At 58.9% G+C, this 23,210-nt stretch carries 15 protein-coding genes; 1 reads left to right on the forward strand and 14 read right to left on the reverse strand.

The window, feature by feature from the left end:
• The 9 genes from rplC to rpoB form a co-directional block, all read right to left on the reverse strand.
• Positions 1-651 carry a 50S ribosomal protein L3 gene (gene rplC, locus AOZ07_RS12120; protein ID WP_060702223.1) on the reverse strand — a complete coding sequence of 217 codons (651 nt, stop codon included), beginning with the start codon at positions 649-651 and terminating at the stop codon, positions 1-3.
• Between the two features lie 20 nt (positions 652-671).
• Positions 672-980: a 30S ribosomal protein S10 gene (gene rpsJ / locus AOZ07_RS12125; RefSeq protein WP_013349689.1), complete on the reverse strand. Its 309-nt coding sequence runs from the start codon at positions 978-980 to the stop codon at positions 672-674.
• Positions 981-1,398: 418 nt separating this feature from the next.
• Positions 1,399-5,208: a hypothetical protein gene (locus tag AOZ07_RS12130; protein WP_060702224.1), complete on the reverse strand. Its 3,810-nt coding sequence runs from the start codon at positions 5,206-5,208 to the stop codon at positions 1,399-1,401.
• 163 nt (positions 5,209-5,371) lie between these two features.
• On the reverse strand, positions 5,372-6,562 hold the full coding sequence (gene tuf / locus AOZ07_RS12135) for an elongation factor Tu (protein ID WP_060702225.1): 1,191 nt from the start codon (positions 6,560-6,562) through the stop codon (positions 5,372-5,374).
• Between the two features lie 241 nt (positions 6,563-6,803).
• Positions 6,804-8,918, reverse strand: a complete 2,115-nt coding sequence (gene fusA, locus AOZ07_RS12140; RefSeq protein WP_060702226.1) for an elongation factor G — start codon at positions 8,916-8,918, stop codon at positions 6,804-6,806.
• A gap of 69 nt (positions 8,919-8,987) precedes the next feature.
• Positions 8,988-9,458 (reverse strand): 30S ribosomal protein S7, encoded by a 471-nt coding sequence (rpsG, locus tag AOZ07_RS12145; protein WP_022874142.1) that lies wholly within the window; start codon positions 9,456-9,458, stop codon positions 8,988-8,990.
• Positions 9,458-9,832 carry a 30S ribosomal protein S12 gene (gene rpsL / locus AOZ07_RS12150; RefSeq protein ID WP_013349694.1) on the reverse strand — a complete coding sequence of 125 codons (375 nt, stop codon included), beginning with the start codon at positions 9,830-9,832 and terminating at the stop codon, positions 9,458-9,460. Before rpsL ends, rpsG begins: the two co-directional genes overlap by 1 nt.
• Before the next feature lie 602 nt (positions 9,833-10,434).
• Positions 10,435-14,325 carry a DNA-directed RNA polymerase subunit beta' gene (locus tag AOZ07_RS12155; RefSeq protein ID WP_060702227.1) on the reverse strand — a complete coding sequence of 1,297 codons (3,891 nt, stop codon included), beginning with the start codon at positions 14,323-14,325 and terminating at the stop codon, positions 10,435-10,437.
• A gap of 98 nt (positions 14,326-14,423) precedes the next feature.
• Entirely contained in the window at positions 14,424-17,930 is a 3,507-nt protein-coding gene (gene rpoB / locus AOZ07_RS12160; protein WP_060703441.1) for a DNA-directed RNA polymerase subunit beta, read from the reverse strand.
• Between the two features lie 627 nt (positions 17,931-18,557).
• Between rpoB and AOZ07_RS12165 the strand changes: the two genes are divergently transcribed.
• Positions 18,558-19,055 carry an aminoacyl-tRNA deacylase gene (locus AOZ07_RS12165; protein ID WP_060702228.1) on the forward strand — a complete coding sequence of 166 codons (498 nt, stop codon included), beginning with the start codon at positions 18,558-18,560 and terminating at the stop codon, positions 19,053-19,055.
• On the opposite strand, the gene AOZ07_RS12170 is transcribed toward AOZ07_RS12165, so the two are convergent.
• The 5 genes from AOZ07_RS12170 to rplK form a co-directional block, all read right to left on the reverse strand.
• Positions 19,009-20,124 carry an acyltransferase family protein gene (locus AOZ07_RS12170; protein WP_236995185.1) on the reverse strand — a complete coding sequence of 372 codons (1,116 nt, stop codon included), beginning with the start codon at positions 20,122-20,124 and terminating at the stop codon, positions 19,009-19,011. The genes AOZ07_RS12165 and AOZ07_RS12170 overlap by 47 nt on opposite strands.
• A 202-nt stretch (positions 20,125-20,326) precedes the next feature.
• Positions 20,327-20,701: a 50S ribosomal protein L7/L12 gene (rplL, locus tag AOZ07_RS12175; RefSeq protein ID WP_060702230.1), complete on the reverse strand. Its 375-nt coding sequence runs from the start codon at positions 20,699-20,701 to the stop codon at positions 20,327-20,329.
• Positions 20,702-20,773: 72 nt separating this feature from the next.
• A complete protein-coding gene (gene rplJ / locus AOZ07_RS12180; RefSeq protein ID WP_060702231.1) occupies positions 20,774-21,298 on the reverse strand; it encodes a 50S ribosomal protein L10 in 525 nt (174 codons plus the stop codon).
• Positions 21,299-21,843: 545 nt separating this feature from the next.
• Positions 21,844-22,548, reverse strand: a complete 705-nt coding sequence (rplA, locus tag AOZ07_RS12185) for a 50S ribosomal protein L1 (RefSeq protein ID WP_060702232.1) — start codon at positions 22,546-22,548, stop codon at positions 21,844-21,846.
• 135 nt (positions 22,549-22,683) lie between these two features.
• The gene (gene rplK / locus AOZ07_RS12190) at positions 22,684-23,115 is read right to left on the reverse strand and encodes a 50S ribosomal protein L11 (RefSeq protein ID WP_060702233.1); all 432 of its coding nucleotides are present in this window, start codon (positions 23,113-23,115) and stop codon (positions 22,684-22,686) included.
• Positions 23,116-23,210: the final 95 nt, after the last annotated feature.

The following is a 23,210-nucleotide window of genomic DNA, read 5'->3' on the forward strand; positions in this document are numbered from 1 at the left end:
TTATGCTCCCTTCACGGCGTTGCGTACGAGAACGACGCGGCCGCGGGCGCCTGGAACGGCACCCTTGATCAGCAGGAGGTTCTTCTCAGCGTCGATAGCGTGAATGGTCAGGTTCTGAGTGGTAACACGCTCAGCACCCATGCGACCGGCCATCTTCTGTCCACGGAAAACGCGACCTGGGGTCGATGCGCCGCCGATGGAACCTGGCTTGCGGTGGTTCTTATGAGCACCGTGCGATGCGCCAACACCATGGAAGTTGTGGCGCTTCATCACACCGGCGAAGCCCTTACCCTTGGAGGTGCCAACGACGTCGACCTTCTGGCCGGCTTCGAAGAGCTCCACGGAAAGTTCCTGGCCCGGGGTGTACTCGGCAGCGTCTGCGGTGCGCAGTTCTACCAAGTGGCGACGTGGGGTGACGCCTGCAGCCTCGAAGTGACCAGCCAGTGGCTTGGTGACCTTGCGAGGATCGATCTGGCCGTAGCCGATCTGAACTGCGGTGTAGCCATCGCGCTCAGCGTTGATGAGCTTGGTGACAACGTTGCTGTCAGCCTGCACTACGGTGACAGGGATCAGGTTGTTGTTCGAATCCCAAACCTGGGTCATGCCGAGCTTCGTGCCCAACAGGCCCTTGAAATTACGGGTTGCGGTCATAGTTTTCTCGCCACCTCCCCTTAAAGCTTGATTTCGATGTTGACATCCGCTGGCAGGTCGAGACGCATCAGCGAATCAACAGCCTTCGGGGTCGGATCAACGATGTCGATCAGACGCTTGTGCGTGCGCATTTCGAAGTGCTCACGGCTGTCCTTGTACTTGTGTGGCGAACGGATAACGCAGTACACGTTCTTCTCCGTTGGCAGCGGCACTGGGCCGACTACGGTTGCGCCTGCGCGCGTGACCGTCTCAACGATCTTCCGGGCCGAAACGTCAATGACCTCGTGGTCATACGACTTCAGCCGGATGCGGATTTTCTGTCCCGCCATGGCGTCATGCCTCTTTCTGTTAGCACTATCTAAGATTGCTGTGCCTATATACGGGTTCTTGCGAACCGGCACGCCTTGCGCTGCGGCTGAATCCGGATCAGATCCGGGTTCCTCACCCGCAGGAGGCTCCGACCCCCGAACTCGGGCGTGTCGCGAAATTTTCAGTCGCGACAAGACCGCAAAGTTTTCACTTTATCGAAGGCCTTATAATTTGAAACTGTTGTATCGATCCCGAACCACAGGCATTATCCTGCGTGAGAGCCGATCCCGGTTGTTCAAATCAGATTCGATTACCCCAATAACGGGGATCGAGTTGCACTCAAGCAACTTATCTAGTCTGACAGGTCGGCAACGATCGCGCAAATCTTTTATGGGCTTCGAGCCCCGTGATCTTGACCTCACCGACCTGCCGCTAGCACTACTCCCGTTCGCCTGGCTCCTGCGGCGAAGCTGGCGGCCGCTGCTCCTGCTGCAGCGCTGGCGGTTGCGTGGGCTGCTGCCACGGCAGCCGCGGCGGTCCCTGCTGAACTACCGGCGCTTGATAGGCCGGCGGCTCGGCTGATGGCTGGCCAGCCTTGTCGATCTTGTCCACCTTCACCAGCTTGTAAACCGCGGCGGCGATCAGCCCCAGCCCGATAATGACCAGCCACAAGAAGACGAGTTCACGCAGGAACCAGATGACGGACAGGGTGATCGCAATGGCACCCCACCAGATGAACAACCGCTCCCCCAGCTTCAAGCCCCAGGCGATCAGACAGCCAAAGAACACCAAGCCCATGACTTGGGCGAGCGTATTGGATTCGGCCAAGGAGGCAAACAGCGCCATGCTGCCAGCCACGGAGGCAGCGATGAGATAGGCCTGTTCAAGAAGCCGGTGGGCCTTGATATTGCGCCAGACCACCAGCACGACTGCGATCACGCAGAAGTAGGCCATGATGCTGCTGAATTGCGGAACTGCGATAATTCGCGAATAGGAGGTCAGGACAAGAACCGCAGCAAGCACGATCAACCCGTCCACCGCGTAGGGAACAGCACTGGCCGGCAGCTCGAAGAAGCGAACCACCACGGCCACGCCGAAGATGAGCGCCGCGGCCCCGATAATGCTCCAGGTCTGCGAGCTGTCGACGTGGGCAAGGCAGCCGGCCGCCAACAGGGCCAGCAGCATGGACGCGAAATAGATCCGTGACGCCGAGCCAACCGGGTCTGCATGGCGGTAACCGGATTCCGGATAGCCAGGCGCCGGATCTTTCATCCGCCCATGGGCCATGGCCAGGAGATAGAGCGCTATTCCCGTGCCGATCAAGGACCATGAGACATCCATCGATGACAGCCATCGAGTTCCCCCGATATTCCGCATTTCCATCACGGTCCGCAGGATCGCCACCGTGAGCATCAGCGCGCCGCCGATCGCATACCAGGCGCTCCTGCGCGAGTGCACCAGCAGCATCAGCGCGACGGCCATCAGCGCATGGGCGCCAACGGCCCACCAGGTTCCAGCCTGCCACCATGCAGCGAGCGCCGCTGGCAAGAAGATTGCCAGCGCGATGGCGACGGAGTACTTCTTGTTGCCCCGCCAGCGCCATTCGGCCAGCACGGCCAACAGCGACATGAACAGCAGCATGGCGCTGGCAACGTCGGTGCTCCACCATTGCGCTCGAATCCAGCCGGTGTCATCTGGCATCGTGCTTGCCTGGACCCCGATCACAACGATCAGCGACACAATGGGGGCAAACAGGTAGAACTGCCGCGGGATTTCAGGGATCGCTTCGTCGGCCTTGAATGCCATGGCTCCATGGATCCCGATGCACAGGGCAGCCAGGAGGATCACTCCGCGGTCAAAGCCGCCCGCGAACCATCCGTACCCCAGCGTGGCCGCCGGCATGCCAGTGAGCAGTCCGATGGCCACCCAGCGCAATTCCTGGCGAAGCGGTGCACCCCGGCGAATGCTGAGCAGCAATCGGGCCACCTGCGGAATGCTCAGCGATACGAGCAGCAATGCGAATCGGCCGTGGAGATCAAAGTCCATTGCGCGGGCGAACCACCAAACCATCGAGCTGAAGAGCAGCTGGGCAAGGCTCGCATAGATGATCTTCCATTGCGTGCTGGTGCTGCGGCTCAGGTTCACCAGGTAGTCGGCCAGCGCAGCTGCACCGATGAGCAGCGCAAATCCCCAGGTGCCTTCAGCAAAGCTCATCGCATACAGCACCAGGAGCAGAGCCGCCGCCGCTGACTTGATGGGCTGCTCCAGCTCCTTGCGCTCCGCAGCAACGGCACGCAAACGCCACCCGCTGGCCATCACCAAGCCGGTGGCCGCCACCGTGGTGATCATGAACCATGTGAATCCGCCGAGCCCGATGAACTCCACAAGCTCATCTGGGTACATCCCTTCGGCGGCCAGCACTCGAAGGTAGCACAAGGAGGCTATGGCAATCGCCGCAGAAGCCGCGATCCGGCCCAAAAGGTGGTTCTGCGGCATGCCCTTCTCGTCAAGGCGCCGGCTTGCCAGGTCGATAGCCCAGAGGATCAGCGCCATCGCCAGAACGGTGACGAGCTTTGCTACTTCCTCGGATCTTCCGGCGGAACCGTCCAGGGATTCGTGGATGGCCGCTCCCAGCACCCCTGCGCCGACCAGCAGCAGTGCCCAACGAGCGTGCTGGCAAACCTGCAGGAGGAGGCCAGTTGATCGATGCCGCGCGATGCTCAGTCCGATAATGGCCACTGCAAACAGCAGGAGCGGTCGCCAGCTATGGTGCTGCATATCCAGCAGTGCCACCAGCGGAAGCGCCGAGACCACCGCAACCTCGGCCTTGGCTCCGCGTAGCAAGCCGGGCAGGGCGAGCAGTGCAAGCACTGGAACGACCAGGACGCTGAGCACCAGCGAGGTTTCGTCGTTCGAGGAGGCGTAGGCGCCGATACCCGAGATCACGCTCAGGCCCCAAAGCGCGCTTCGCTCGAAGTGCAGATGCCGGGGTTCCAAGCCCATGCGTTGCTGGTACGCCGAGGAATACATCAGCACCGCGAGGGCTTGCAGGGCAAGGCTGAACGCGAGGATCATCGCCGTGGTCGTCGCGGAGAATCCAACATAATTGCTGCCGGCAACCAGCATCAGCATAAAGGTAACGCGGGCTGCGTAGAACCGCGCCATTCGCAAATTGTCCAGCAGCCGCATGCTGAGCAGCAGTTGCGCGGTGAGCAACGCGAAAATCCAGAAGAAGTCGCGGCTTCGGAGGGACTCAAAGAGAATCGCTGACAGGACGATGACGAAGGCAGGCAGCAACTGTGCGGTGCCCATAACAGCTTGGAAGAAAATCGAACGGCGCACCCGCTGGCTGCGCACGGCCAGGAACAGCAGCACGAGGGAAAGCAGCAGCAGTACCAGCATGTAATTCAGGATTCCGCGCTGCAGTGTTGCAGCCCCGGCCATGCCGGTGCTGACCAAGATCAGCACGGCTACCCAAGAAAGCACGCGCGACTTCAGCTTGAGCGTGGCATAGCCAACGGCCAGCGTGCCGATGGCCGAGAAGATCAGCCAGGTTGCAGCCCCGGTGATATCAAGGGTGTTGTAGGTGGCGATGGCGCACAATGGAAGCAGCGCCAGGCCAGTTCCGGCGAAGGCTGCGCCGGCAGGACGCAGCGAAGGCTTTAGCGCGTAGGTGGTCAAGCCCCCGGCGTAAAACGCGGCGGCCAGGAAGAAGAATGCCACGAGCTTGGCTACCGGCGGGAGCGCGAAGCTGAGGAACAGTGAGCCGGCGGCAACAATCATCAAGGCGGCCACATACAAGGTGATGTTGATATTGCGCAATTCCCGCTCGCGCTTGGTCAGCACCTTGACCGGCTTGGGTGGCGTGGCGGGCCTGGAGACCACTTGGCTTGGCTGCGGGATATTGACCGGGTTCTGCTGCCCGAAGGTCTGGTCCGTTGCCGGGTGGGTGGGGCTTGTTGATCCAGTCGCCACCGGTTGGCCTGGCCAGGGCTGCGGGCTGTAGGGCTGTCCCGCGGTTGGGGCTTGCTTCCTGGCCGGCGCCTGCTCGGACAGTGGAGCTTGAGGCTGGGTCCCGGAGCGTCGCAGAAACTCGCTGGCCGCTTCATATCCTTGTTGCCATGCCTCGCGCAGCTGCTCCGCTGACGTGCCGGGAAGCTGTTTTTGGGATTGCTTGCGCCCCCTCGCCTGTCCGAAGAAGAACGCGGCAACGGCCAGCACGATAGTAAGCAGGATCCAACCGGTCATCGATGCCACTCCCCTAGTGAATTTTCAGTGCGCCCTCCAATTGGACCACCTTATAGAAATATTCACTAGTTCGAATTGCTTGTTAACGCGAAAATTCCCCCAACACTGTAATAGCGCTGGGGGAATTCTCAGATCTCTATGGATCTAGATCATCAAGTAATGACTACTTGGTGATTGCGGTGACCTTGCCCGAACCAACGGTGCGGCCGCCTTCGCGAATTGCGAAGCCGAGGCCCTCTTCCATAGCGATTGGCTGGATCAGCTCAACCGACATTTCGGTGTTGTCGCCAGGCATAACCATTTCGGTGCCCTCTGGGAGGGTGATAACGCCGGTTACGTCGGTGGTGCGGAAGTAGAACTGCGGACGGTAGTTCGAGTAGAACGGGTTGTGACGTCCGCCTTCGTCCTTCGACAGGATGTAGACGTTTGCATCGAAGTTGGTGTGTGGGGTGATCGAGCCTGGGGCTACGACAACCTGGCCACGCTCAACATCGTCGCGCTTCAGACCGCGAAGCAGCAGACCACAGTTCTCGCCTGCCCATGCTTCGTCGAGCTGCTTGTGGAACATCTCGATACCGGTAACGGTGGTCTTCTGGATTGGGCGGATGCCAACAATCTCAACTTCCGAGTTGATGGCAAGGGTGCCACGCTCGGCGCGACCGGTTACAACGGTACCGCGACCGGTGATGGTGAAGACATCCTCGATAGGCATCAGGAATGGCTTGTCACGGTCACGTACTGGGTCCGGAATGAAGGTGTCAACAGCTTCCATCAGTTCCTCAACAGCTGCAACCCACTTCTCGTCGCCTTCCAGAGCCTTCAGGCCGGAAACGCGAACAACTGGTGCGTCGTCGCCATCGAAGCCCTGGGAGGACAGAAGTTCGCGAACTTCCATCTCCACGAGCTCGAGCAGCTCTTCGTCGTCGACCATGTCGGACTTGTTCAGTGCGACCATCAGGGTTGGAACACCAACCTGGCGGGCCAGCAGAACGTGCTCGCGGGTCTGAGCCATTGGACCATCGGTAGCAGCAACCACGAGGATTGCGCCGTCCATCTGAGCAGCACCGGTGATCATGTTCTTGACATAGTCAGCGTGACCTGGAGCGTCAACGTGTGCGTAGTGACGCTTCTCGGTCTGGTACTCGATGTGCGAGATATTGATGGTAATACCGCGCTGGCGCTCTTCTGGAGCCGAGTCGATGTTAGCGAAGTCGCGCTTTTCGTTCAGGTCTGGGTACTTTTCAGCCAGAACCTTGGAGATAGCTGCGGTCAGAGTGGTCTTACCGTGGTCAACGTGACCGATGGTACCAATGTTGACGTGCGGCTTGTTGCGCTCGAACTTTGCCTTTGCCACAAGTTCCTCCTAGAAACATTTACAGAAGACTTTTTTCGTCTGCGCGGTTCGCAAACGAACTTCAATTAGTCTACTGGGGGCGTGGATAATTTTGGAAATTTCGGTCCTCTGCGGGCCCTGCATGTGATGCAAATCCCTCGTTGGCCGTTTGCGGGGCCGGCCTCAATGGCGTTGAAGCCGGCTCCGCGATCGGCCACTTCCCCACAATGGGGGTCACGGCCAAGTTTTGGTTCCGAAGCGATTATTCGCCGCGGGACTTCTGGATGATCTCGTCGGCAACTGCCTTCGGGACCTCGGAGTAGCTGTCGAAAGTCATCGAATAAACAGCACGGCCCTGGGTCTTCGAACGCAGGTCACCAATGTAACCGAACATCTCAGACAGCGGCACGCCTGCACGAATGACCTTGACACCCGCAGCGTCGGACATCTCGGTGATCGAACCACGACGGGAGTTCAGGTCGCCGATAACGTCGCCCATGTACTCTTCCGGGGTACGAACTTCAACAGCCATCAGTGGTTCAAGCAGAACAGGGTTAGCGCGACGTGCGCCTTCCTTGAATACCTGCGAACCAGCGATCTTGAAGGCCATTTCCGAGGAGTCAACATCGTGGTAAGCACCATCGATGAGGGTAGCCTTGACACCAACCAGTGGGTAGCCTGCGAGGATACCGTACTGCATTGCGTCCTGGATACCAGCGTCAACGGATGGGATGTACTCACGAGGAACACGACCACCGGTCACGGCGTTCTTGAACTCGTAGGTTACGCCGTCAACAACTTCCAGAGGCTCGAACGAGACCTGGACCTTTGCAAACTGACCCGAACCACCGGTCTGCTTCTTGTGGGTGAAGTCAACCTTCTCCACAGCCTTCTTGATGGTTTCGCGGTATGCAACCTGTGGCTTACCAACGTTTGCTTCCACGCGGAATTCGCGCTTCATGCGGTCAACCAGAATATCCAGGTGAAGCTCGCCCATGCCGCCAATGACGGTCTGGCCGGTGTCTTCGTTCAGGGACACGGTGAAGGTTGGATCTTCTGCCGACAGCTTCTGGATAGCGGTCGACAGCTTTTCCTGGTCACCCTTGGTCTTTGGTTCGATGGCCACGGAGATCACTGGATCCGGGAAGGTCATCGATTCGAGAACGATTGGGTGGGCTGGATCACACAGGGTGTCACCGGTGGTGGTGGCCTTCAGGCCGATCACAGCGTAGATGTGACCTGCGTGGATCTCCTCTACCGGATTCTCCTTGTTGGAGTGCATCTGGAAGAGCTTGCCTACGCGCTCCTTCTTGCCCTTGGTGGAGTTCAGCAGCTGTGCGCCGGACTCTGCCTTGCCGGAGTAAACGCGGATGAAGTTCAACTGGCCGAAGAACGGGTGAGCGGCGATCTTGAACGCAAGTGCCGAGAACGGTGCGTCCTCCGAAGGCTCGCGAGTCAGCTCAACTTCTTCATCCTTCGGATCGTGACCGATGGTGGCGCCAACGTCCAGTGGGTTTGGCAGGAAGTCGATAACTGCATCCAGCATTGGCTGAACGCCGCGGTTCTTGAAGGCCGAACCACAGAATACTGGGTAGGCTTCCGAGTTCACGGTCAGCTTGCGGATGCCAGCCTTCAGTTCCTCAACGGAGATTTCTTCACCTTCGAGGTACTTCTCCATGAGCTCTTCGGATGCCTCAGCGACATCTTCAACCAGCTTGGCGCGGTACTCTTCAGCACGCTCAACCAAGTCGGCTGGGATTTCGCGGGTTTCGTAAGCAGCACCCATGGTGACGTCGCCCTTGGCGTCGCCTTCCCAAACGAATGCCTTCATGGACAGCAGGTCAACGACACCGGTGAACTCGGACTCGGAGCCGATTGGCAGCTGCATGACCAGCGGCTTGGCACCAAGGCGCTGGATGATGGTATCTACGGTGAAGTAGAAGTCAGCGCCCAGCTTGTCCATCTTGTTGACGAAGCAGATACGAGGAACGTTGTACTTGTCAGCCTGACGCCAAACGGTCTCAGACTGAGGCTCAACGCCTTCCTTGCCATCGAATACGGCAACGGCGCCATCGAGCACGCGCAGCGAACGCTCCACCTCAACGGTGAAGTCAACGTGGCCTGGGGTATCGATGATGTTGATCTGGTTCTTGTTCCAGAAGCAAGTCACGGCCGCGGAGGTAATGGTGATACCGCGTTCCTTTTCCTGCTCCATCCAGTCGGTGGTCGACGCACCGTCGTGGGTCTCACCGAGCTTGTGGTTCACACCCGTGTAGAAAAGGATGCGCTCAGTAGTAGTGGTCTTACCGGCATCGATGTGGGCCATGATGCCGATATTGCGGACCTTGTTCAGGTCAGTAAGCACGTCCTGTGCCACGTTGTCTCCCTAAAAGGTGAGGCCGGAACTGCTGGGCATCGGTTGATGCCCAGCATGTTCAAGCATTTCTTACCAGCGGTAGTGTGCGAAGGCCTTGTTGGACTCGGCCATCTTGTGAGTGTCTTCGCGACGCTTCACAGCGGCACCCAGACCGTTCGATGCATCCAGGATCTCGTTCATCAAACGTTCGATCATGGTCTTCTCGCGGCGAGCCTTCGAGTAGCCAACCAACCAGCGCAATGCCAGTGCGGTTGCACGGCCTGGCTTGACCTCAACAGGAACCTGGTAGGTCGCGCCACCGACACGGCGGGAACGAACCTCAAGGGCTGGACGGATGTTGTCCATGGCCTTCTTGAGGGTCGAAACAGCGTCGGTACCGGACTTTGCAGCGGCACCTTCGAGTGCACCGTAAACAATGCGCTCTGCAGTGGACTTCTTGCCGTCTACGAGAACCTTGTTGATCAGCTGGGTGACCAATGGGGATTCGAAGACTGGATCAGAAACTAGTGGGCGCTTTGGCGCCGGACCCTTACGAGGCATTACTTACCATCCTTCTTTGCACCGTAGCGGGAACGAGCCTGCTTACGATCCTTCACACCCTGGGTATCCAGAGCACCACGTACAATCTTGTAGCGAACACCTGGAAGGTCCTTTACACGACCACCGCGAACGAGCACGATGGAGTGTTCCTGCAGGTTGTGTCCGACACCTGGAATGTAAGCGGTCACTTCGACGCCACCGGCAAGGCGCACACGTGCGACCTTACGCAGAGCCGAGTTTGGCTTCTTCGGGGTGGTGGTGTACACACGGGTGCATACGCCACGGCGCATTGGGTTGCCCTTCAGGGCAGGGGCCTTGGTCTTGACGACCTTAGGCGAGCGGCCCTTGCGGACCAGCTGCTGAATAGTAGGCACTTTCGTGTCCTTCCATTGTCTAAGTTTGTCGGCACCACGTCATAAGCACTGTTGCCTAGTAGAGTTTCGGTGCTTCCTTCGTGGAGCTAGCTGCTTGCTTTACCGCTCAACCAGGATCTAAAAGTCCCTAGGCGTGCGAAAGTGTGGCATTCGTTGCGCAACCTACCCGCAACCCGGACTGAGTCCATTTTGCCACACATAAAACAATTGATTTCAGTCTAGCATTAATCCGCTGGCCAACCATCTCCAGTAACCGAGATCACCGTGGCTGCCCCGGGCTGCCGTGCCCTGCGCCGGCTCGGCAATCCCGCATCTTCAGGCTATCGCGCCCTGCCGAACAGTTGCCGACGCCCAGGCGAAGGGCAGATGAACCCGCTGGGCAGCACCTCTCCCCCGGCGCAAACGAATGCGACTTAATCTCTAGTTGTCTTATCTCCCAGATGATTATTCGACCATTTAGAGGGTCGGTCGCGCTTTGCTGCCCACCGCACTGCGAGTTTCCCTGCCCGAGCCTGGCGGGCAGCGGTTAAACGCCCAGCGCCTGCCCGCACTTTCGTGCGGGCAGGCGCTGGGTCAACTACCTAGCGGTGTTCTTTCCGAATTTAGCGGAAGTCCGAACCGTGGTCGTAGTCGTCCATCGAGATGGCACGGAATTCAGGCGACAGCCCGCCTTCCAGCGCATCGTCGTACAGACCCGAGGAGAAGGCCGAGGTGCCGGTGAACAAAGTTGCCTTTGCCTCATCGGTTGGCTCGACGTTGACCTGGGTGTAGCGATCCAGACCGGTGCCGGCCGGGATCAGCTTACCGATGATCACGTTCTCCTTCAGGCCGCGCAGCGGATCTTCCTTGCCTTCCATCGCGGCCTGGGTCAGGACGCGAGTGGTTTCCTGGAAGGAAGCAGCCGACAGCCACGAGTCCGTAGCCAGCGATGCCTTGGTAATACCCATCATCTCGTCACGACCGGCAGCTGGACGCTTGCCTTCGGTGACAGCCTTGCGGTTCGCAGCGGTGAAGCGCGAACGGTCGGCCAACTCGCCTGGCAGCAACTCGGTCTCGCCGGACTCGATCACGGTGACGCGACGCAGCATCTGGCGGACGATGACTTCCACGTGCTTATCGTGGATGCCTACACCCTGGGACTGGTACACATCCTGGACTTCGCGGACCAGGAACTTCTGTGCTTCACGTGGGCCGAGGACTCGAAGAACCTGCTTCGGATCCAAGGTACCGCTGGTGAGCTGGGTACCGGCAACAATGTTCTGGCCTTCCTCGACCAACAGGCGAGCACGACGCAGAACCGGGTAGGCCTGCTTCTCGTCGCCGTTGTCCGGGGTGACCACAACACGCAGCTGCTTCTCGTCGTCCTCGATCGACACGCGACCGGTGACCTCGGACATCGGAGCCACACCCTTAGGGGTACGGGCTTCGAACAGTTCCTGGATACGAGGCAGACCCTGGGTGATATCGTCAGCCGATGCCACACCACCGGTGTGGAAGGTACGCATGGTCAGCTGGGTACCAGGCTCGCCGATGGACTGTGCGGCGATAATGCCAACAGCCTCGCCGATGTCCACGGTCTTGCCGCTGGCCAGCGAACGGCCGTAGCACAGTGCACAGGTTCCAACAGCCGAGTCGCAGGTCAGCACGGAGCGAACGCGGATTTCATCCACGCCTGCGTTGTACAGCGACTCGATCAGCACGTCGCCCACATCGGAACCGGCGGTTGCCAGTACGGTGCCTTCGGCGTCCTTGACGTCGGCGGCCAGGGTACGGGTGTAAGCCGAGTTCTCAACGGTTTCGTGCTTGACGCGAATGCCCGCGGAGTTATCCGCAATGGCAACGGTCAAGCCGCGCTTGGTGCCGCAGTCCTCTTCGCGAACGATGACATCCTGCGACACGTCGACCAGGCGACGGGTCAGGTAACCCGAGTTTGCGGTCTTCAGTGCGGTATCGGCCAGGCCCTTACGCGCACCGTGGGTCGCGATGAAGTACTCCAGAACCGACAGGCCTTCACGGTAGGAAGACTTGATCGGGCGAGGAATAATTTCACCCTTAGGGTTGGACACCAGACCACGAATACCGGCAATCTGGCGCAATTGCAGGTAGTTACCACGAGCCTTGGAAGTCACCATTCGGTTAATGGTGTTCAACTCTTCCATGCCGTTCTTCATGGCCTCGGCAACCTCGTCGGTAGCCTTGGTCCAGATGTCGATCAGGTCCTGGCGGCGTTCGGTATCCGCAATCAGGCCCTTGTCGTAGGAAGCCTGCACCTTGGCGGCGCGTTCCTCGTATGGCGCAAGGATGGCTGCCTTGTCCATGTTCGAGGTGATGTCCGAGATTGCCACGGTGACGCCCGAGCGGGTGGCCCAGTAGAAACCGGCATCCTTCAGGTTGTCCAGGGTAGCTGCGGCGACGATCTTCGGGTAGCGCTCTGCCAGATCGTTGACGATCTCCGAGAGTGCATCCTTGCCGGCGACGCGGGCAACCCATGGGTAGTCCGCTGGCAGGGTGTCGTTGAACAGCACCTGGCCCAGCGAGGTCTCCAGCAATGCGTCGGTGCCTGGCTCCCAGCCTTCAGGAGCAGGCTGCTCCTCGGAAGGAACGAAGTTCGGCACGCGGACCTTGATCGGTGCGTTCAGGTGCAGCTCGCCACGGTCCTTGGCCATGATGGCCTCGGAGATCGTGGAGAACACGCGGCCGGCGCCGATCTCATGAGCACGCTTGGTGGTCAAGTGGTGCAAGCCGATGATCATATCCTGCGAAGGCAATGCCACTGGGCGGCCATCGGAAGGCTTCAAGATGTTGTGCGAGGACAGCATCAGGATGCGGGCTTCAGCCTGGGCTTCTGGGCTCAGCGGCAGGTGGACTGCCATCTGGTCACCGTCGAAGTCGGCGTTGAAGGCGCCGCAAACCAATGGGTGCAGCTGAAGGGCCTTGCCTTCAACCAGCTGTGGCTCGAAGGCCTGGATGCCCAAGCGGTGCAGGGTTGGCGCACGGTTGAGCAATACCGGGTGCTCGGTGATGATCTCTTCGAGAACGTCCCAGACCTGCGGGCGGTAGCGCTCGACCATGCGCTTGGCCGACTTGATGTTCTGTGCGTGGTTGAGGTCAACCAGGCGCTTCATCACGAACGGCTTGAAGAGCTCCAGGGCCATCTGCTTAGGCAGGCCGCACTGGTGCAGCTTCAGCTGCGGGCCAACCACGATGACCGAACGGCCCGAGTAGTCAACGCGCTTGCCGAGCAGGTTCTGGCGGAAACGACCCTGCTTGCCCTTGAGCATGTCGCTCAGGGACTTCAGCGGGCGGTTACCTGGACCGGTGACCGGACGGCCACGGCGGCCGTTGTCGAACAGCGAGTCAACAGCTTCCTGCATCATGCGCTTTTCGTTGTTCACGATGATCTCTGGCGCACCGAGATCAAGCAGGCGCTTGAGGCGGTTGTTGCGGTTGATCACGCGGCGGTACAGGTCGTTCAGGTCCGAGGTGGCGAAACGGCCACCGTCGAGCTGGACCATTGGGCGCAGTTCTGGCGGGATCACTGGAACGGCGTCAAGCACCATGCCCTTAGGCGAGTTGCCATTGACCAGGAAGGCATTGACAACCTTAAGGCGCTTGAGGGCGCGGGCCTTCTTCTGGCCCTTGCCGTTCTCGATGATGGTCTTCAGCTCTTCAGCTTCGCCGGCCAGATCGAAGTTCTCAAGGCGCTTCTGGATCGCTTCTGCACCCATGGAGCCCTCGAAGTACAGTCCGTACTTCTCGCGCATGGTGCGGTACAGGCCTTCGTCGCCTTCGAGGTCGGCGACCTTCAGGCCCTTGAAGCGCTCCCAGACCGCACGCAGGCGCTCGGCCTCGGCCTTGGCGCGCTTGTCGATCTGCAGAACGGTCTTCTCGGCCAGGGTACGGGCCTTGTTCAGTTCGGCGTTCTTGGCGCCATCTGCTTCCAGGCGCTCCAGCTCGGCTTCCAGGTCGGCTGCAACAGCCTTCTTGTCAGCTTCTGCGTTGTTCGCCAGGTTGCGCAGTTCCAGGTCGTGCTGGGCCTGCAGGTTAGGCATTTCGGCGTGGCGACGTGCCTCGTCAACACCGGTGATCATGTAGGCAGCGAAGTAGATGACCTTTTCGAGGTCCTTCGGAGCCAGATCAAGCAGGTAGCCCAAGCGCGATGGAACGCCCTTGAAGTACCAGATGTGGGTCACTGGAGCTGCAAGCTCGATGTGGCCCATGCGCTCACGACGAACGTTCGCACGGGTCACCTCAACGCCACAACGCTCGCAGATGATGCCCTTGAAGCGCACGCGCTTGTACTTGCCGCAGTAGCATTCCCAGTCGCGGGAAGGGCCGAAGATCTTTTCGCAGAAAAGACCGTCCTTCTCCGGCTTCAGGGTGCGGTAGTTAATGGTTTCCGGCTTCTTGACCTCGCCGTAGCTCCATCCACGGATTTCTTCCGCGGTGGCAAGGTTGATTCGCATGAGGCCGAATGAGGAATCGCTGGACATATGGTCCTTTTCTCTCTTCTGTGGTGTCTGAAGTCGATACGAATGAGGGTTGAATTCTCGGCCGCTGCCTGCAGCTTCACTGCAGGCAGGGCGTCAAATTAAACTTCCTCTACGGAGTTCGGCTCCGACCGTGAAAGGTCGATGCCCAGCTCTTCAGCGGCGCGGAACGATTCCTCGTCCGACTCACGCATTTCGATAGTGTTGCCGTCGGTACCAAGTACCTCGACGTTCAAGCACAGCGACTGCATTTCCTTGATGAGCACCTTGAACGATTCTGGAACACCAGGCTCTGGAACGTTCTCGCCCTTGACGATAGCTTCGTAGACCTTAACGCGACCGTGGATATCATCCGACTTGATGGTCAGGATTTCCTGCAGCGTGTAAGCGGCACCGTAAGCCTCCAGTGCCCAAACTTCCATTTCACCGAAGCGCTGGCCACCGAACTGGGCCTTACCACCCAATGGCTGCTGGGTGATCATGGAGTATGGACCGGTGGAACGGGCGTGGATCTTGTCGTCCACCAGGTGGTGGAGCTTCAAGATGTACATGTAGCCAACGGAAATCGGATCTGGCAACGGATCGCCGGAGCGGCCGTCAAACAGCTTCGCCTTGCCGGAGTTGCCAATCAGGCGCACCCCGTCGCGGGTCTTGTTGGTCGAATCCAGGATGCCGCGGATTTCTTCTTCCGAAGCGCCGTCGAACACTGGAGTTGCCACGGTGGTGGACTCGGACTCGCGTGGCAGGTTCGGCAGATCGCGAACCCACTCAGGCTCGCCCTCGATCTTCCAGCCCTGCTTGGCAGCCCAGCCCAGGTGGATTTCCATAACCTGGCCGACGTTCATACGGCCTGGCACACCCAGCGGGTTCAGGATGATATCCAGCGGAGTGCCGTCCTCGAGGAATGGCATATCCTCCAGTGGCAGGATGCGGGAAATAACACCCTTGTTACCGTGGCGGCCAGCGAGCTTGTCACCGATGGAGATCTTGCGCTTCTGGGCAACGTAGACGCGGACCAGCTGGTTGACACCAGGGGAAAGGTCATCGTCGTTGTCGCGGTCGAAGATGCGGACACCAATGACGGTGCCGGACTCGCCGTGCGGAACCTTCAGCGAAGTATCGCGGACTTCGCGGGACTTCTCGCCGAAGATGGCACGCAGCAGACGCTCTTCCGGGGTCAGCTCGGTCTCGCCCTTAGGGGTGACACGGCCAACCAGCACGTCGCCGGCTTCAACCTCGGCACCGATGTAGACGATGCCGCGGTCATCTAGCTGGGAGAGGATGTCTTCCGAGACATTCGGGATGTCGCGGGTGATTTCCTCGGCACCGAGCTTGGTGTCGCGGGCGTCAACTTCGTGCTCTTCGATGTGGATCGAGGTGAGCACGTCGTCGAAGATCATGCGCTGGGAGAGGATGATCGCATCCTCGTAGTTGTAGCCTTCCCAGGACATGAATGCCACGAGCAGGTTCTTGCCCAGGGACAGCTCACCGGAGTCGGTGGACGGGCCGTCGGCGATGATCGACTGGAACTCCAGGCGATCGCCTTCGGACACGCGGACGCGCTGGTTGTAGGCGTTGCCCTGGTTCGAGCGTGCGAACTTCATGATCGGGTACATCGACTCGGTGCCGTCATCGTTCATGACAACCACAAGGTCAGCCGAGACCTCGGTGACCACACCTGGCTTGGAAGCCACCACGGAGTCGCCGGCGTCAACTGCCGCGAACTTCTCCATGCCGGTACCAACCAGCGGGCGCTCCGACTTCAGCAGCGGCACAGCCTGGCGCTGCATGTTGGCGCCCATCAGTGCTCGGTTGGCATCGTCGTGCTCGAGGAATGGAATCAGCGCGGTAGCTACCGACACCATCTGGCGAGGCGAAACGTCCATGAAGGTCACTTCAGCCGCGTCGACGATAACAGGCTCGCCGCCACCGCCCTTTTCACGAACCAGAACGGTCTCTTCCAAGAAGCGGCCGTTCTCATCCAGAGGCGCATTGGCCTGTGCGATGTAGTGCTGCAGCTCGTCGTCTGCGGTCAGGTAGTCGACCTCATTGGAGACGACACCGTTGGACACGCGGCGGTATGGGGTTTCGATGAAACCGAAGGCGTTGATGCGGCCGTAGGTTGCCAACGAACCGATCAGACCGATGTTCGGGCCTTCGGGAGTTTCAATAGGACACATGCGGCCGTAGTGCGACGGGTGAACGTCTCGAACTTCCATGCCTGCGCGGTCACGGGACAGGCCGCCTGGGCCCAGAGCCGACAAGCGGCGCTTGTGGGTCAGGCCGGCCAGCGGGTTGTTCTGGTCCATGAACTGCGAGAGCTGCGAGGTTCCGAAGAACTCCTTGATGGCAGCCACAACAGGGCGGATGTTGATCAGGGTCTGCGGGGTGATCGCCTCGACGTCCTGGGTGGTCATGCGCTCGCGCACAACACGCTCCATGCGGGACAGGCCGGTGCGGACCTGGTTCTCGATCAGTTCGCCCACGGCGCGGATGCGACGGTTGCCGAAGTGGTCGATGTCATCCACGTTGACCGGGATGTCAACGATCTCGCCCTTGCGGGTGCCCTGAACGGTCTTCTCGCCGGCGTGCAGCGCAACGAGGTAGCGGATCATGGCAACGAGATCGTCAAGTGCCAGCACCGATGCATTCTCGGCGTTAACCGGGGTCTCGACACCTAGCTTGCGGTTGATCTTGTAGCGGCCAACCTTGGCCAGGTCGTAGCGCTTAGGCTCGAAGTACATGTTCTTCAACAGTGCCTGAGCGGCCTCGACCGTTGGGGGCTCGCCTGGACGCAGCTTGCGGTAGATATCAAGCAGCGCTTCGTCCTGGTCCTTGATGCTGTCCTTTTCCAAGGTGGCGCGCATCGAATCGTACTGGCCGAACTCGGACAGGATCTGCTCTTCGCTCCAGCCCAGGGCCTTGAGCAGCACGGTGACCGACTGCTTGCGCTTGCGGTCGAGGCGCACGCCGATCTGGTCGCGCTTATCGATTTCCAGCTCGAACCATGCACCACGCGATGGGATGATACGTGCCGAGTAAATCGTCTTGTCACTGGTCTTGTCCGGTGCGGACTCGAAGTAAGCACCTGGGGAGCGAACCAGCTGGGACACAACGACACGCTCGGTGCCGTTGATAATGAAGGTGCCCTTTTCGCTCATCAGCGGGAAATCGCCCATGAACACGGTCTGCTGCTTGATTTCGCCGGTTTCATTGTTCATGAATTCGGCCTTGACATACAGCGGTGCCGAGTAAGTGGCGTCGCGGTCCTTGCACTCGGCAATCGAGTACTTGGGATCAGCGAACTCCGGCTCCGAGAAGCTCAAGGACATGGTGTCCTGGAAGTCCTCGATCGGGGAGATTTCCTCGAAGATTTCAGCCAGGCCCGAGGTGTTGGGCACGCTGAAGTCGCCAGCGGCTTCTGCCTTGGCCAGACGCTCTACCCAGTTCTGGTTGCCGACGAGGCGGTCAAAGCTCTCGGTCTGCAATGCCAGCAGGTTAGGCACTTCAAGTGGTTCGTGAATCTTTGCAAAAGAAAGTCGGCCAGCGTATGCAGCATCGCGAGCCGAACTAGCGGTTTGGTTGTTAGGGTTGCTCGAGGCGACCAAGATGGATCCTTCCAAAGACCGTCAGGTTTCCGAACGCTTACCGTGCTAAGGTACCTGCCATAGGACAGTTCCTCTTTTGGGACCGCACGAACCCACCGCTATATGAAGGTCGCGCGCGCAAACAGTAAGGCGCAAATTTCTACTCTACCGGAGTAATTTCCGGTTGTCGATACTCGGTGCACAAATCCGTGCTATAGTTTTCGCCCCTGGATTATGCCCGGCCCCAGCGATGCCAATTCCCCGAGAAACCGCTGGCTCCCCCGGCTTCGCCGCCCTACTCCCCTGATCGCGTTTAGCCTACTGATCCCGCAGATTCTTGGCAGATACGCTACTGCCGTGGAACGCTTGACGCGCACATCAGCCACGCGAAATGACTGTTTGCCCGAAGCCATATGCGTTTTGTCACATCACCGAATTTGCCGCATCTGACAACCCTTCGGCGCCCCGCGGATCATCCGCAATCGAAATTTTTCATTCCCCTTCGGACCAGTCCTTGCAGCAGTTCCGTTCCCGCGCCCTGTCCGGTGGGCAGATGGCTGAACCCCGTCGGGACATGCACCCGTGCCTCATGGAATCTTCACTCCCTTATGACTATGCTGGGGCAAACATCGACGCTCAGGAGAACCAATGAACAAGTTGCAGTCCGACGAAGCATTGACCCGAGTAACGCTCGACGCTTCGCGCCGAAACATCCCCATTGAGCTGGTACCGCGCGACAAGGTGAAGTCCTTGGAGGAGGCGGCCGAGGCCTTGGGAATCCAGCCCGCCAACCTGTTGAAGACCCTGGTGATCAAGAAATCTGATGACACCTTCGTTTTCGCGTTGATTCCCGGAGGCCGCAAGCTGGACTGGGCAAAATTGCGCAGCCAGCTGGGCGTCAACAAGCTCTCGCTGCCGGATTCCGGCGTTGCCTGGGATGTCACGCGCTACGAAAGCGGAACCATTACCCCCTTCGGCTCGCATTCGGTACTTCCGGTGTACATCGATGCCAGCGTTTTCGAGGAGCCGGTACCTGAGCATATCGGGCTCGGCAGCGGCGATCGTGGCCACGGGCTGCTGGTTCACCCGCAGGATCTGGTTACCGGGTTTGATGCCACGATTGCTGATATTTCGGCTCCGGAATAGATAGCGGCGGACGGCTCATCGCCTTCTTGACCCATTCGGAGGTGACGTTCAGCGTCGTGATCGTGGCGTTGCGCAATGGCAAGCCAACTGGCCGCTCGACAAATCGGGCTACCAGGTACGCCCAACCCAGCATGAACACAACCAATCCGAAGAGCAGCACGTACTTGTTCATGACGCCATGAAGTTCTTCGATGATCCACCAGCCCCACAGCTGGTGGAAAAGGTATAGCGGGAAAGTCAGCGAACCAGCAACGGCCATCCATCGTGTCTGGATGTGCTTGAGCGGCGTCAGCGTGCATACCGCCAAAATGGCTACGCAAACCACCGCGAGCACTTGGAAGTGCCACGCTGGAACGTCGAGTCCGGAAAGATAGCCAGCATCGAAGCGGCCCTTGATTCCGGTGAAGAATGCGGCGATTGCGGTATCAAGAATCAGCAGCAGCCAGCGCAGGAGCGTGTGGCCGTTTTGGTAGATCAAGTACATCATCATGCCGGCGGCGAAGAGGGCGGCATATTGGCCGGCGAACCAGTCCTGAACCTTATCCAGCTGGGTGAAGTGAAGATAGAGGCCAATGGCCGGCCACAACGCGCACAACCACATAATGTGCTTGTTCTTGACCAGCCCGAGGGCCAGCAGCAGGCCGAGCAGGATATAAAAGCGCAGCTCAACCCACAGCGTCCAATAGACGCCATCGAGGTCCTGGATGTTGAAGGCCGACTGCATCATCGTCAGGTTTGGCAGGATATCGCTGGCGGTTCGCCCGTCGTTGCCCGCTGGCCAGATTTTCAATGACAGCACTGCTGCGGCAATGACGGCCAGCCAATAGGCTGGATAGAGCCTTCCGACACGTGATCCGATGAATCCGATGACGTTTTTGCCCTGCAAGGACATCAGGATCACGAAGCCTGAAATCAAGAAGAAAAGCTGCACTCCCAATTGGCCATACCGGGTGAATTCCGAGAGCACCGGCCAGAATTCTGGAGCCTTGGTCCCCCAGTGGTCATGTCCCCAAGCCGTGTAGTGGTAGAACACCACTATCAGAGCAGCGGTGATACGCAGTGCGTCCAATAGACCAAGTCTCGGCGCAGTTGCATGGGTCCGGGGAGCTAGAGAATTCGACACCTATTTAGCATATACATTGAACTTGAATAAACGCTGTTAATAGAAACGTTATAAAACAATTCAGATGAAAGTACCAGTTAACGGCCAAGGGGCCCACAGGCTTTCGCCTGTGAACCCCTTGGCAATAAGTTGCGAGTGACCGCAGAACTTACTTAACGGTGACGGTAGCGCCGGCAGCTTCCAGAGCTTCCTTAGCCTTCTCGGCAGCGTCCTTTGCAACACCCTCAAGCAGAGCCTTTGGAGCGCTGTCAACGAGCTCCTTGGCTTCCTTCAGGCCCAGGGAAGTGATTGCGCGAACTTCCTTGATCACTGCGATCTTCTTGTCGCCAGCCGATTCCAGAACAACGTCGAATTCGGTCTTCTCTTCTGCAGCAGCTTCGCCGCCAGCAGCAGGACCGGCAACTGCAACAGCAGCAGCGGTTACGTCGAAGGTCTCTTCGAATTCCTTAACGAACTCGGAAAGCTCGATGATGGTCATTTCCTTGAATGCGGAAAGCAGCTCTTCGTTGCTGAGCTTCGCCATGGTCGGCGTCCTTTCGGTTTTGGCCCGGGGGCCTAATGAATTTGGGATTACGTTGCGAGAGATCGCGAAAGCTTAGGCTTCTGCCGGAGCTTCCTCGGCAGCAGCGCCGCCGTTGTCCTCTTCGAGCTTTGCACGCAGTGCATCGACGACGCGAGCAGCAGCGGAGGCCGGAGCCTGCAGTACTGCAGCAACGCGAGCGAGCTGGGTTTCGCGGGATTCCAGTGCGGCCAGTGCAGCGATGCCGCTCTGGTCCAGCGCCTTGCCTTCGAACCAGCCGGTCTTGATAACCAGCTTGTCGTTGGTCTTGGCGAATTCCGTGAGGCTCTTAGCAGCAGCAACAGCGTCGCCCTTTACGAAGGCGATAGCAGTTGGGCCGGAAAGCTGCTCATCGAATGCATCGATGCCAGCGTTCTTAGCTGCGATTGCGGTCAAGGTGTTCTTCACAACTGCGTACTTGGTCTCCTGACCAAGCGAGCGGCGCAGATCCTTGAGCTGTGCAACGGTAAGCCCACGGTATTCGGTCAAGACAGCCGCGGTTGCTTCGTTAAAGTCCGCAGTGATTTCTTCAATCGCTGCAGTCTTGCTCGGGGTTGCCATAACACTCCTTCCGGGGATTTGTTCGGTACCGTTTCAAAACCGGCGAGGCCATAAAAATAGCCCCGCGCAGGAGCACAGGGCAGTTCAACTCATTCAAGTTAAAGCAAATCTATGTAACCTGCGTTGGTTGTCCTTGCGGACCTTTAGGAACATTGGGAATCCAATTGTTCAACCGACGGTCTTCGGTAGTTCCAGTCTAAGCCAGATCATCGGGGCACAGCAAATCGAAGCTGGACCCAGGATCATGATACTGATCACTTAGAAGTGGTTTGGGGTGACGGGACTTATTTACCTGCGCTTGGGGAACACGGGCAATAAGTCCCGTCGGGCCTAGAAGCTTGGGGAACTTCTAAGCCTCATCGGTGTATAGCCTTGGGGGATCCATACACAGATGTCCGAATTACTCGGCAGTCCAAGCCTATCACCGGCAATTATGGTTTCCTATCTGCACACGGGCTTCGCGGAACAGGCTGGAATCGCCGGTTAAACACTGAGGGAGCATGCCGGCAATCGGCATGCTCCCTCAATTGATTAAGCTACTAGGCTTAGGCCTCGACGCGGGTCACGTTCGGGTCAACAGGGATGCCTGGACCGAAGGTGGTTGCGAGGGTGGCCTTCGAGATGTAGCGGCCCTTCGAAGCCGAAGGCTTCAGGCGCAATACCTCTTCAAGAGCTGCTGCGTAGTTCTCGGTCAGCTGCTTCTGGTCGAACGAAACCTTGCCAATGATGAAGTGCAGGTTCGAGTGCTTGTCGACGCGGAAGTCGATCTTGCCGCCCTTGATGTCGGTAACTGCCTTGGCAACATCCATGGTTACGGTACCGGTCTTAGGGTTTGGCATCAGGTTACGAGGACCCAGTACCTTACCCAAGCGGCCAACCTTGCCCATCAGGTCAGGGGTAGCAACTGCTGCGTCGAAGTCAACCCAGCCGCCCTGGATCTTTTCGATCAGGTCGTCCGAGCCAACGAAGTCGGCGCCAGCTTCGCGAGCTGCTTCTGCCTTGTCGCCGTTAGCGAAAACAACCACGCGGGCGGTCTTGCCGGTGCCGTGTGGAAGGTTGACGGTACCGCGGACCATCTGGTCAGCCTTGCGTGGGTCAACACCCAAGCGGAAAGCAACCTCAACGGTCGAGTTGGTCTTCTCGCCTGCGGTCTCCTTGGCCAGGGCAATTGCCTGGGCCGGAGCGTAGACGTTGTTGTCGGCATCGATCTTAGCCGCGGCGGCTACGTATGCTTTGCTGCGCTTTGCCATCTGCGTTTTCTCCTTATGCAGTCGTGGTCATATGGACCGCGCGCGGTCCTGCCACGGGCGAATCGATCAGCTGATCGTTTCGCCTTAGATTAAATTCTTTGTTGCTCTTCACCAGGTGAACAGCGGAAGGCGGAATTAGCCTTCTACGGTCACACCCATGGAGCGAGCGGTACCGGCGATGATCTTGGCTGCGGCAGCCAGATCGTTTGCGTTCAGGTCAGCCATCTTGGAGGTGGCGATTTCCTCAACCTGTGCCTGGGTCAGGTTTGCAACCTTCAGGGACTGAGGAGTGCCCGAACCCTTTGCAATGCCAGCAGCCTTCTTGATCAGCTCTGCTGCAGGAGGAGTCTTGGTGATGAAAGTGAACGAACGGTCTTCGTAGACGGTGATTTCAACTGGAATCACGTTACCGCGCTGCGACTCGGTCGCTGCGTTGTAAGCCTTGCAGAATTCCATGATGTTGACGCCGTGCTGACCAAGGGCTGGACCAATTGGCGGAGCTGGGTTAGCAGCACCTGCCTGGATCTGCAGCTTGATGAGTCCGGTGACCTTTTTCTTTGGGGCCATGTCGGGTCCTTCTTACTCTTGCGTTTCCCGCGGCACAGGAGCGTGGCACGGGGATCTGGCTATCGTGGCGCGACAGCCAAACGCGCCCTCACATC

The organism is Glutamicibacter halophytocola (assembly GCF_001302565.1).
In the GTDB taxonomy this organism is placed as follows: Bacteria; Actinomycetota; Actinomycetes; order Actinomycetales; family Micrococcaceae; genus Glutamicibacter; species Glutamicibacter halophytocola.